At 56.1% G+C, this 12,170-nt stretch carries 7 protein-coding genes; 5 read left to right on the top strand and 2 right to left on the bottom strand.

From position 1 onward, the window contains the following. Nucleotides 1-72 precede the first annotated feature (72 nt). Nucleotides 73-363 carry a hypothetical protein gene (locus tag ACAW74_RS09040; protein WP_370697864.1) on the top strand — a complete coding sequence of 97 codons (291 nt, stop codon included), beginning with the start codon at nt 73-75 and terminating at the stop codon, nt 361-363. Between the two features lie 257 nt (nt 364-620). Here the strand turns inward: ACAW74_RS09040 and carB are convergent, their stop codons facing one another. Beyond that, entirely contained in the window at nt 621-3,494 is a 2,874-nt protein-coding gene (gene carB / locus ACAW74_RS09035; RefSeq protein ID WP_370697863.1) for a carbamoyl-phosphate synthase large subunit, read from the bottom strand. Nucleotides 3,495-3,811: 317 nt separating this feature from the next. Between carB and ACAW74_RS09030 the strand changes: the two genes are divergently transcribed. The 4 genes from ACAW74_RS09030 (at nt 3,812) to ACAW74_RS09015 (ending at nt 11,025) form a co-directional block, all read left to right on the top strand. Beyond that, a complete protein-coding gene (locus ACAW74_RS09030) occupies nt 3,812-5,230 on the top strand; it encodes a hypothetical protein (RefSeq protein WP_370697862.1) in 1,419 nt (472 codons plus the stop codon). Next, on the top strand, nt 5,227-6,399 hold the full coding sequence (locus ACAW74_RS09025) for a CaiB/BaiF CoA transferase family protein (protein ID WP_370697861.1): 1,173 nt from the start codon (nt 5,227-5,229) through the stop codon (nt 6,397-6,399). The genes ACAW74_RS09030 and ACAW74_RS09025 overlap by 4 nt, the downstream gene beginning before the upstream one ends. A 371-nt stretch (nt 6,400-6,770) precedes the next feature. Further along, entirely contained in the window at nt 6,771-8,429 is a 1,659-nt protein-coding gene (locus ACAW74_RS09020; RefSeq protein WP_370697860.1) for a T9SS type B sorting domain-containing protein, read from the top strand. A gap of 100 nt (nt 8,430-8,529) precedes the next feature. Next, a complete protein-coding gene (locus tag ACAW74_RS09015; protein ID WP_370697859.1) occupies nt 8,530-11,025 on the top strand; it encodes a carboxypeptidase regulatory-like domain-containing protein in 2,496 nt (831 codons plus the stop codon). 8 nt (nt 11,026-11,033) lie between these two features. Here the strand turns inward: ACAW74_RS09015 and aroC are convergent, their stop codons facing one another. Next, nucleotides 11,034-12,113 (bottom strand): chorismate synthase, encoded by a 1,080-nt coding sequence (aroC, locus tag ACAW74_RS09010; protein ID WP_370697858.1) that lies wholly within the window; start codon nt 12,111-12,113, stop codon nt 11,034-11,036. Between the last annotated feature and the right edge of the window lie 57 nt (nt 12,114-12,170).

Raw genomic sequence — 12,170 nt, 5'->3', positions numbered from 1 at the left:
TTTTTTGTATGTAACGGATGCATAGTCTGTTGGTCAGCGTCGGGCAACCGGTTTTCTAAATGGTCCAGCTTTATGGAAAAGCGTCTTCACTATCTGTTGCCGGTACTATGGGTCCTGTTTGCTGGCTGCAAATCAACCATTGAGCCGGTTCAGCCAATCGTTGGTAACTGGCGATGGGTGCAAACGCAGGGAGGCTGGAACAGTCAGGAGCTAACCACGCCCGGTACGGACGAGGTCATTGTCACGTTCCTGAAAACCGGTAATTATGTGGAGCGTACGAATGGCGTATTGAGTCAGCAAGGGACGTTCAGCCTCGAAACCCAACACCTACACCGACAAAAGAGGGCAGCCACAAACGAGTAAAAGCCTCTATCTGCGTAATCGTGTTTTCTATGACAAGGATGGTAAAACCGTGCGGCTGACAATTGCTGAATCGCCTTACATTCCTTACGAAATCAGCAATACTAAGCTGGTTTACACGGATCTGCATACGGAGGGTAATACATACATCTATCAGCGGAAGTAAGCATATAACCCACGAACAGTAAGGCGTCGTAACGTACCTGAGCGCTCAGGTACGTTACGACGCCTTGTCGTTGACTATTGGCTGGTTAGCTCTCTTACCGGCTCAGGTACAGATTGCGCTCGGAGTACACCTTGAGGAAAAACTCATCTTTGAGGTCGTCGATGAAATAGATGCCTTCGCCAGTCGATTTCATTTCGGGGCCGAGTTCCTTGTTTACGTTCGGGAATTTGTTGAACGAGAACACCGGAATCTTGATCGCGTAGCCTTTCTTCACCGGGTTGAACGTAAAGTCGGTCACCTTGGCGCCGAGCATCACCTTCGTAGCGTAGTTGACATACGGCTCCTGGTAGGCTTTGCAGATAAACGGTACCGTGCGGCTGGCGCGGGGGTTGGCCTCGATTACGTACACCTTCTCGTCTTTGATGGCAAACTGAATGTTGATCAACCCTTTGGTTTTCAGCGCCACCGCAATCTTTTTGGTGTACTCCTCAATCTGCGCAAGCACAGCCTCGCTCAGGTCAAATGGCGGTAGCAGCGCATACGAGTCGCCCGAGTGAATACCCGCCGGTTCGATATGCTCCATAATCCCGATGATGTGCACATTTTCGCCGTCGCAGATGGCGTCCGATTCGGCTTCGATGGCGTTTTCGAGGAAATGGTCGAGCAGGATGTTGTTGTCGGGAATGTCGCTCAGAATCTTCATCACGTGCTGCTCCAGCTCCGTTTCGTTGATGACGATCTTCATGCTCTGCCCGCCCAGCACGTAGCTGGGGCGCACCAGCAGCGGGAAACCTAACTCCCGCGACAGGTCGATGGCCGCTTCCGACTCGCGCACCGTGCCGAACTTCGGATACGGAATGTCCAGTTCGCGCAGCATGCCCGAGAACAGGCCCCGGTCTTCGGCCAAATCGAGGGCTTCCCAGCTCGTACCAATGATTTTGATGCCGTAGCGGGTCAGTTTCTCGGCCATTTTCAGCGCCGTTTGTCCGCCCAACTGCACAATCACCCCCTCGGGTTGCTCGTGCTGAATGATGGCGTGCACGTGCTCCCAGAATACCGGCTCGAAGTACAGCTTGTCGGCAATGTCGGGGTCGGTCGAGACGGTTTCGGGGTTACAGTTGATCATGATCGTCTCGTAACCCGCCTCTTTCGCGGCCAGTACGCCGTGTACGCACGAGTAGTCGAACTCGATACCTTGGCCAATCCGGTTCGGGCCAGAACCCAAAATCACGACCTTCTTCCGGTTGCTGCGGATCGACTCGTTACCCGGTAGGTCAGACACCGGTTCGGGCCGGTCGAGCGTGATGGGCAGCTGGTTATTGAAGGTCGAGTAGTAGTAAGGCGTTTTGGCCTCAAACTCTGCCGCACAGGTATCCACGCATTTATACACGCGGCGGATGTTGTGGTTCTGGCGGTAGGTGTAAATCTTGCTTTCACGTACCTGCAGAATATGCGCCAGCTGCCGGTCGGCGTAGCCTTTCTGCTTGGCTGTGCGCAGCAGTTCGGGCGGCAGGTCGTCGAGGTCGTACTGGGCAATCTCGCGCTCCAGCTCGATCAGTTCTTCAATCTGATGCAGGAACCAGGGGTCGATTTTGGTCAGCTTCCGAATGGTGCTGAACGACATCCCGGCTTTGAAGGCATCGTAGATATGGAACAGGCGGTTCCAGCTCGGGTGCTCCAAGCTGTGTTTCAGGGCATTGATGTCGGTTAGCTCGCGGCCATCGGCACCCAGCCCGTTGCGCCGGATTTCGAGGCTCTGACAAGCTTTTTGCAGGGCTTCCTGGAAGTTCCGCCCGATACCCATCGCCTCACCTACCGACTTCATCTGCAAGCCCAGCGACCGGTCGGCGCCGGGGAATTTGTCGAAGTTCCAGCGCGGCACTTTCACGATCACGTAGTCGATAGCCGGCTCGAAGAAGGCCGACGTTGTGCCCGTAATCGGGTTAATCAGTTCGTCGAGGTTATACCCCACGGCCATTTTCGCCGCGATCCGGGCGATGGGATACCCCGTTGCCTTCGAGGCCAGTGCCGACGACCGGCTCACCCGCGGGTTCACCTCAATCACGATGATATCGTCGGTTTCGGGGTTCACCGAAAACTGGATGTTACAACCACCGGCAAACTGCCCGATGCCATTCATCACCCGGATGGCCAGGTCGCGCATCTGCTGATACAGCGTATCGGGCAGGGTCATGGCGGGGGCTACCGTGATGCTGTCGCCCGTGTGCACGCCCATCGGGTCAAAGTTCTCGATCGAACAGACGATGATGAAGTTGCCATTGCCGTCGCGCAGCAGTTCGAGCTCATACTCTTTCCAGCCCATGACACTCTGCTCGACCAGCACCTCGTGAACGGGCGACGCGTGCAGGCCGTGGGTCAGGGCTTTGTCGAAATCTTCAGGTACGTTGACGAAACCGCCGCCGGTGCCGCCCAGCGTAAACGATGGCCGGATCACGAGCGGAAAGCCGATTTCCTGGGCGATTTCTTTGCCTTCCAGAAACGAACGGGCCGTGCGCCCTTTGCAGACACCGGCACCCAACTGAAGCATCAGCAGCCGGAACTTCTCGCGATCTTCGGTAGTCTCGATCGCCTTGATGTCGACGCCGATGATCTGGACATCGTATTTTTCCCAGATACCCGCCTTATCGCAGTCGATGGCGAGGTTGAGGGCAGTCTGTCCACCCATGGTGGGCAACACGGCGTTGATGGGTTTCCCCATTTGCTGGTGTTTCTCCAGAATCTCGATGATCGACTTTTTCTCCAGCGGTTTCAGGTACACATAGTCCGCGTTGATCGGGTCGGTCATGATCGTGGCCGGATTGGAGTTGATCAGCGCCACCTCGATACCTTCTTCGCGGATAGATCGGGCAGCTTGTGAACCCGAATAGTCGAATTCGCATGCCTGACCGATGACGATGGGGCCGGAGCCGATGATAAGAACCGAGCGGAGATTGGGATTTTTGGGCATGATGGGGCCAAAAAGACGGATATAACGAACAGATAACGCCTTGATCGTGACCAACCTCAAGCGAGAGGTATGGGCAAAAATCCCGCAAAAGTAGGGGGTATGGCGGCGGAATACAACCAGAATGCCCGTTAAAATCAGCGAAAAGACACGAATCATCGTTGATATGGTATCCGCCCAGTACAGATGTGTACTACAACCTGATAGCTAGAGCAGCATACCTGTACCTCAGAAACCCGCGGCCGATCATGTGCCTGTGCGCCCTGTGCCGTAACTTCGGGTCTTTACGTACCCCGCAACCTGCGCATTTCGTATCCGTTATGAGTCAACGCATCGCTACGCTTTTCGTCTTTTCTACCCTGCTGCTCGGCTGCGCAACCTACGAACCGCCCCGTGATATCAATACGCCGTACACCTTCCCAAATCGGGGTGGCGATGGGCCGGCGGTGAAGCCGCCACCGCCTACTACGCGCGTATTCGTCAGCAACGCCCTGATCAAACTGGGCATCGACCCCAATCTGGGTGGTGCCATCACGTACCTGTCGGAAGCCAGCGGAACCAACATGATCAACAATCATGATTACGGGCGGCAAGTGCAGAACAGCCTGTATTCAGGGCCAGTGCCTTATGAACCCAACGGGCAGAAACCCCACCCGGCCTGGGCAACCAATGGCTGGAATCCTATTCAGGTCGGTGATTATGGTGGTACACCCGCCCGTAGCATCGAATGGCGCAAAATCGACAGCACACACCTGTATGTGAAAGCCACGGGTATACAGTGGCCATTAGTCAACGTACCTGGCGAGTGCATCATGGAACATTGGTACGAGCTGCGCGATAATACCGTGCGGGTCCGCAGCCGAACCACCGTGCAACGTACCGACACATCGTTCTATAACCCAAGCTACCAGGAGACGCCATCGGTCTACCTCAATGGGCCTTACTACCGATTCGTCAGTTATCAGGGCGACCGCCCCTTTACGAACGATGCCATCAGCGACCGGGCCTTTACTAATAAGTCGGAGGTACAGTATTGTACCGAAAACTGGACAGCTATTGTCAACGGGCAGGGGAAAGGCGTTGGACTATATAAACCCAATGAGTTTAACTGGGGCGGTGGTTTCTGGGGACAGCCCCAAACGGGCGACGAGTATGACAACTCAACCAGTTATATGGCTGCGCTACCCGTCGATCAGATGGATTACAACGGTGTGTATGACTATGAATACGTTTTGATTGTCGGGTCGGTTAATACCATCAGGCAGTTTGTCTACAGCCAGCCGCGGCCGCGCAACACGCCTGATTTTGTGTTTGATACAGGACGAAAAGGCTGGTCGTATTTCAACACGCGCGACCAGGGCTGGCCCATCCAGAATACGCTCAATGTCCGCTGGGAAGGGATCCGATCCGGCCAATTTCGGGTGGCTAGTCCGTTTATGTTTGTACCGGCCAGTAACGTACCCAGGCTCTACATTCAAGCTGCCTTTACGACCAACGCGACCTCGGCGCACCTCATCTGGACCCGGCAGGGCGATAATGACTTCCGCCACAAACCCAATCAGGAACTCGACTTCCCCATCATCGGCGATGGGCAAATGCGTGTGTATGAAATCGACTTGAGTCGGGTGGCGAGCTGGCAGGGCGTAATCTCCCGAATCGGGCTGGAGCCTACAACCGCCGATGGCTTGCAGAAAGGCGGGCTGATGCGCTTGAAAAGCGTAACGACCACCCGGCCATGACCCGTACGCCTACCACTGGTCCGTTACAGGGGCTACGCATTCTCGACCTGACACGCCTGCTGCCTGGTCCGCTGGGCACGATGCTGATGGCCGACATGGGCGCCGAGGTCATCAAAATTGAAAACCCAAGCAGCCCCGATTACGTCAGCGTATTCCCGCCGCATATCAACGGCGTCTCGGTCAATTATCTGGCCTACAACCGGTCGAAAAAAAGCGTTACGCTCGACTACACCACAGCCGATGGACGCGAAGCATTTTTCCGCTTACTCGACACCGCCGACGTGGTGGTCGAGCAGTTTCGACCCGGTTATCTGGATCGGCTGGGGATAGGGTATAAGGCTGCCGCTGAGCGCAACCCGGCCATTATTTACGTGTCGATAACGGGGTACGGTCAAACCGGACCCTATGCGCACCTGGCGGGCCACGACCTCAACTACCTTGGGCTGTCGGGCGTATTGAGCCTGACAGGACAGCCCGACGAACCGCCAACCATACCGGGTGTACAACTGGCCGATATTATGGGTGGTTCCTACAGCTGCGTCATGGCTACGCTGGCGGCCGTGTACGCCCGGCAACGAACCGGACATGGGCAGCAGGTCGATGTGTCGATGACCGACTGCGTCATGCCGTTGTTGTCGGTAGCGCAGGCGCTTTATGCCGGTACAGGCAACGTACCCAAACGGGGCGAAATGCCGCTCTCGGGTGGGCAACCCAATTATGGCATCTACCGTTGCCGTGACGAAGCTGACGCTGAAACAGGCGCCGTCCAGCCCAGGTACGTGGTGTTGGGTACGTTAGAGCCTAAATTCTGGCAAAAGTTTTGTGCCCTGGTCGATCGCCCGAACTGGATGGCGTTTATGTTACCGCAGACGCCCGATGAACTGGCCCATTACAAAGCGCAGGTTCAGGACCTGATTGCCGAACGTACCCAAGCCGAATGGACCGCGCTCGGCGTTGAGCATGATCTGCTTATCACGCCGGTGCTCACCCTCGATGAACTACCACACCACCCGCACCATCAGGCTCGCCAGATGATCGATACGCAGCCACACCCCCTTGCCGGTGAGGTGTCTCTGATTGGCGTGCCGATCAAATTTTCGGCAACACCTGCTATCCCCGCCTGGGTAGCGCCTAGGGCAGGAGAAGACACGGATTCCTATAAGGTGTGAGCATTTATTCTGCTTCTTAAATTATTCCTTTGTTATTTTAACTATTTTGTTTCGGTGTTAATCAAGTTAATTTCTACTCTGTTTTCAGTAACTACATAGTTACACAAGCTTTAAAAATTTAAGTGTAAATACTCTGTTTCGTCTGGCATGATTTATGAGGCCAGAAGGCCGCTTCATATGAAATGATGCCGCTATCGTTGTTGTTGTCTCAATTTCGACAGAATGGCCGTTGGCTTAGTCAAACGGGTGGGCAGACGCTTTTCAGGCGAAGTTGGCATGAAATTCGTCTGCCTTTGGGCAAAATCGCAACAACGAACAACGGCTTGGTGAAAACGTCTATTAGGCAATTGGTAGGATGGTGGCTTGGAGTAATGATATCTCTGACTGGCAAGGCAATGGCTTTACCGGTGGGGTATCCGGCTGACCCTGCTTCGCTGACGTGCACCACACCGCCGCCGCTCATTCGGGGCGATCGAAACCTGATTTGTCGTGGCGAAACTATTCAGTTACAGGCAGCCGATTGTGCAGGTACCGTTGTTTGGTCGACGGGCGAATCGGGTGTCTCTATTCGTGTAACGCCCCACCAGACTACCCGGTATACTGCCGTTTGTCGGCTGGCCGAGGGTTGCGTCAGTTGCTTCGCCGATGCCTATACAGTAGCAGTCGTGACACCTGACGCGCCGAAACTGGCGGCGTCGGCACCCGTCGTTTGCGCGGGCGACGCCGTTACACTCACCGCTGTCTGTAGTATGGGCGTCGTTGAATGGACCGACGCTTCGCTGACGGGTTCATCCCCGGTGGTACACCCCGGCCAAACGACCACCTATGGCGCTACCTGCGTGCAGAGCGGCTGTCGGTCGAATCCCGCTCTGCCACTAATAGTCTCCATTGCTTTACCTACCATTCCTATACTATCTATTCAACATGCACCCAACTCCCTCTGCGCGGGCCAGTTGGTGACCTTGCTGGCCGATGCCTGCGCGGGCCAGGTACACTGGTCCGATGGGGTCATTGGAGCTACCCGCCGCCTGACGGTTGGCTCAGTAACGCGTTTTCGGGCTGTTTGCCGGGTAGGTAGTTGCCAAAGCGACAGTTCGGACGTGTTGGCCTTGCCGGTGGTGGCCCAAACGTTCAGGCCTGCGCTGGCAACGGTTGTTCGTAACACCTGCCCGTTTCAGACAGCCGATTTAACGCGATCGACAGAGGGTGTCCTTGACCTGAAACTGACCTACGAATTCCGGACGGGACCAACACCCGAGGCGCCTGTCGTGCAGTCGCCGGGTGCTGTGCTGGCAGGTACGTATTATGCGTTCGCTCGCACGCGTGAGGGCTGCCTGAGCCAGCCGGTAGCTATATCGGCCAATGTAACGCCCTGCGCCAACGGCATTGCCCCTTGCCTGAGCAACCCACCCTCGGCATTGGTGTGGCTCGATTCGCTCGATCAGGCTCGAGGGCTGGTGTGCCTGCAAGCGCGCCTGCGGGGCTCAGCTACCGAACCCGCTTGGACATGTACTGGCACGGGGTTATTGACTCAGCAGCAGAGTGTCCGCCCTCGTTACGTGACTTCGGAAGAGGATCGGCAGCGCGGTAAGGTAACGTTTACGCTCACGACACCCGACCCAGACGGCAGCGGCCCCTGCGTTGGGGCACTGGCGCAGCTAACGGTGCCTGTATCTGTTTCGGTCAACACGCCCGATAAAAAAGATTCTACGCTGGTTGTCGACCCCAATACACCTGAATCGTCCGTCGTTTTTATTCCGGAAGGCTTCTCGCCTAACGACGATGGCGTCAATGATCGTTTCGTGATCCGGGGTGTACCGGCGTCGGTAACGGTAAATCTGGAGATATTTAACCGGTGGGGGCATCGGGTTTACGCCAATACAAATTACCAGAATGACTGGGACGGAACGGCTAATCAAGGCATTCGGACCAGTACCACCGAAACGGGTTTACCCGACGGGACTTATTTCTATGTTGCACGCCTTAGTGACGGACGAGAATATGTTCGTTTCTTAACTATATCGCGGTGACGGGCCGTTTGTATTTTGGTCTACTAGAGTATAGGGAATGTATCGATACCCCTACCTACTCTGAACAGCCAACCATAGTACAGACAAATTGCTGTTAAGAATGAAACGACTTTTACTGATAGCATTCGGATTTCTGCTGCTGAGCAATACGCTGGCTTGGGCTGGCCTTGTTCAGCAGCCGGATTCGTTGCTACAGCAGGCCGAGCGTTTGCTAAGTTACAAGGCATACGGCCGGGCCATCGACCTCTACACACAACTACTGATTACCCCCTCGCTGACAGTCGATCAGCGGGCCAGCGTGCAGGCCAATCTGGCACAAGCCTATCAGGCCATCGGTGATAATGTGAAAGCCGAACGGACGTTCCGAGAGTGGCTTGCCACAATTCCACAGGGGCAGGAGACGCCTGCTGTCTTGCTGGCCTATGCGCAAACGCTGGTCAGCAATGGGAAGTATGCCGAGGCGCAGGTTCAGTTTGATCGATATCAGCTTATCCGGGAGCGGGCTCGTTTCCGGCTACCAAGCCCTATACCGACCTCCTCGCAAGGCGCACCAGCCAGTCGGCGCGATCCGGTCCGTTACCAGATTGAAGACCTTGATCTCAATTCGCCCAACGAAGAGTTCAGCCCGATGTTTTACCGCGATGGCCTGGTCTACGTGGCGGGCCGGAAGGGCGGTGCCCCCATCGAAACCAACGGCAGTGGTGGCGGTGCCGGGTATCTGGATTTGATCTATGTCGTGAACCGGGGTATGCTCAACGCCCGGCGCCGGTTCGATGCCGATGGAGAGCCAATCAAGGAGACACCCGCTACCAATGCTGTTTCGCCGTCTAAAAACCCCTGGCTGGTTGGCCGCGACTACTACACACGGCCCACCTCCAATGATTCACGTACGCCGGTTGGGTTTGAGGCGGGCATCAATGTGGCCCAGGGATTAGGGTACGAACGCAACGCTGTCGATCCGGCAAAAGAGTTTAACCGAACGATCAACACGCGTTATCACGAGGGCCCCGCCACCTTCTCGGCCGATGGATCACGCATTGTGTTTACCCGTAATAACTACAGCGACGGGAAAGCCAAAACCAGTGCCGAGAACGTCAATAAACTCAAGCTCTATACCGCTCAGCAGGCCAACGGCACCTGGGCCAATATCGACGAACTGCCCTTCAATAGTGACGAGTATTCGGTAGGCCATCCGGCGCTGGCCAAAGGCACTGACGGGACGCCTGACCAGCTGCTGTTTTTCGCGTCGGATATGCCCGGCGGATTTGGTGGCACGGATCTGTATGTGTCGAAATGGACGAACGGAAAATGGGGCGATCCCATTAACCTGGGGCCAACTATCAACACCCAAAGCAACGAACTCTTCCCGTTTGCCGACGAAAACGGAAACCTGTACTTCGCTACGGATGGGCGTCGCGGCAAAGGTGGACTCGATATTTTCTTTGCGGCGATGGATGGCACCACCGTCGAGTCGATCGAAACCATCGATGCGCCGATTAACTCCAGCGGTGATGACTTCGGGCTGATCACCGACGGTAGCCGCCGAACGGGGTATTTCAGTAGCAACCGCAACGGCTCCGACGATATTTTCCGCTTTTCGCGCCAGAGTTCCCTGTATGGCTGCCGCGATCTGACCATCCGGATTTACGCGCCCGGCACCGACGTACCTATCGATAGCGCGACAGTACTGGCAAAAGGTAACCGCACTGGCCAAACCGATCAGATGCTGATGGTCGATAAAAACGGGTTTGTGCGGATGTGCCTCGAAGCTGAGAGCGACTATACGTTCACGGCCTCGCGCGATGGCTATGTGAATGCAACGGTCGGATTCTCTACCAAAAACCTGACCGACGACCAGCCCTCACGGCTCGAAATTCCGTTGGTGCCGCCCACGGTCATCATCGACACGGTTTATGCCGCACCTGAAACAACGGCCCGGCGCCCCGCCCGCCCGCTCACCAATTCGCGGATCAGGGGAGTGGTGTTAAGCGAGGGGAATGGCGCACCCATTGAAGGCGTGACAGTGCGGCTCAAAAACGAGTGTAACGGCGAAATCGTGAAAACCGAGACGAGCGCGGATGGCTCGTATGTGTTCGACATCAAGGAAGGTTGCGACTACACGCTGATCGCCAGCAAACCCACCTACGGTACCAGCACCAGCCGGGTTCGTAAACTGGCCAAGAAATCGAAACCCGACGAACTGATGGCTACACCGTTCCGCATGTTGCGCGAAGGCGATGTGGTTACGATGGATAACATCTATTACGACATGGGCAACGCCAGTATTCGTACCGACGCTGCACGTGAACTGGATAAGATGGTGGCCACCATGCAGCATTATCCCACGTTGGTGATCGAGATTCGGTCGCACACCGATAGCCGGGGCGATGCCGCCGTCAACAAAGCCCTCTCGACCCGCCGGGCGCGGGCCGTGGTCGACTACATGGCCTCGAAGGGCATTAGCCGGTCACGTATGCGGGCCATTGGCTACGGCGAAAGCATGCTGGTGAATAATTGCACCGACGGCGTCATCTGCACCGAAGGCGAGCATCAGCGTAACCGCCGCACCGAGTTCAAAGTACTGGCCATCAAATAACCCCTTACTTACAGCTTCGCGCTTTTGCTGCGCAGCCACATGTCGGCCAGCACCAGCGCGGCCATCGCTTCCACAATGGGCACCGCTCTGGGTACTACGCAGGGGTCATGGCGACCTTTGCCACTAACCGTTACGGCATTGCCTTCGGCATCGACACTAGCCTGATCCTGCATGATCGTGGCAACGGGTTTGAACGCCGTCCGGAAGTAGATGGTTTCGCCGTTGCTGATGCCGCCCTGAATACCTCCCGACTGGTTGGTGCGGGTACGTACCTGGCCCTGCTCATCTGTATAAAACTCGTCGTTGTGCTGTGAGCCGTATTGTTCGGCGCCGGCAAAGCCGCTGCCGTATTCGAAGCCTTTCACTGCGTTGATGCTCAGCATGGCTTTGCCTAGTTCGGCGTGCAATTTGTCAAAAACAGGTTCACCCCATCCGGCCGGTACACCCGTGCACACGCAGTCGACAACGCCCCCGATGCTGTCACCCTGCTTACGGGTTTCGTCGATGAGGGCAAACATCTGCTCGGCGGTAGCCGGGTCGGGGCAGCGAACGGCGTTTTCTTCGGCTAGTGCCAGATTCAGTTCCGAATAGGATTTTTCCAGTTTCAACCTCCCTACCTGCGACACATAAGCCTGTACTGACACACCCAACTGACGCAGCAATAATTTGGCGACGGCACCCGCCGCTACCCGAGCCGCCGTTTCGCGTGCCGACGACCGCCCGCCGCCCCGGTAGTCGCGGGTGCCGTATTTGGTCTGGTACGTATAATCGGCATGGCTCGGCCGGAACTGCTGGGCAATGTGGCCATAGTCTTTGCTGCGCTGATCGGTGTTGCGAATCACGAGCGCGATGGGCGTGCCCTGCGTGATGCCATCAAACACACCCGACAATACCTCAAATTCGTCGGCTTCGCGGCGTTGTGTCGTGATGCGCGACTGACCGGGTTTGCGCCGGTCCAGTTCGGCCTGAATAAAATCCGTATCAAACGCCAGACCCGCCGGGCAACCGTCGATGGTGACGCCAATCGCCGCGCCATGCGACTCGCCGAAAGTGGCTATTTTGAAGAGAGTTCCGTAGGTGCTGCTCACTGGTTAGTTCAAGGTTCAATGTCCAAGGTCCAACGTTGCGCTGCCTAGTAAAGTCAT

The sequence above is a fragment of the Fibrella musci genome, assembly GCF_041321105.1.
Lineage (GTDB): Bacteria > Bacteroidota > Bacteroidia > Cytophagales > Spirosomataceae > Fibrella > Fibrella musci.
The sequence above is the reverse complement of the archived record's forward strand: the minus strand, read 5'-3'. Positions and strand labels throughout refer to the sequence as shown.

Coding starts and splice junctions, on each gene's coding strand:
- ACAW74_RS09040 (WP_370697864.1), top strand. CDS start 73: ATGGAAAAGCGTCTTCACTATCTGTTGCCGGTACTATGGGTCCTGTTT.
- carB (WP_370697863.1), bottom strand. CDS start 3,494: ATGCCCAAAAATCCCAATCTCCGCTCGGTTCTTATCATCGGCTCCGGC.
- ACAW74_RS09030 (WP_370697862.1), top strand. CDS start 3,812: ATGAGTCAACGCATCGCTACGCTTTTCGTCTTTTCTACCCTGCTGCTC.
- ACAW74_RS09025 (WP_370697861.1), top strand. CDS start 5,227: ATGACCCGTACGCCTACCACTGGTCCGTTACAGGGGCTACGCATTCTC.
- ACAW74_RS09020 (WP_370697860.1), top strand. CDS start 6,771: ATGATATCTCTGACTGGCAAGGCAATGGCTTTACCGGTGGGGTATCCG.
- ACAW74_RS09015 (WP_370697859.1), top strand. CDS start 8,530: ATGAAACGACTTTTACTGATAGCATTCGGATTTCTGCTGCTGAGCAAT.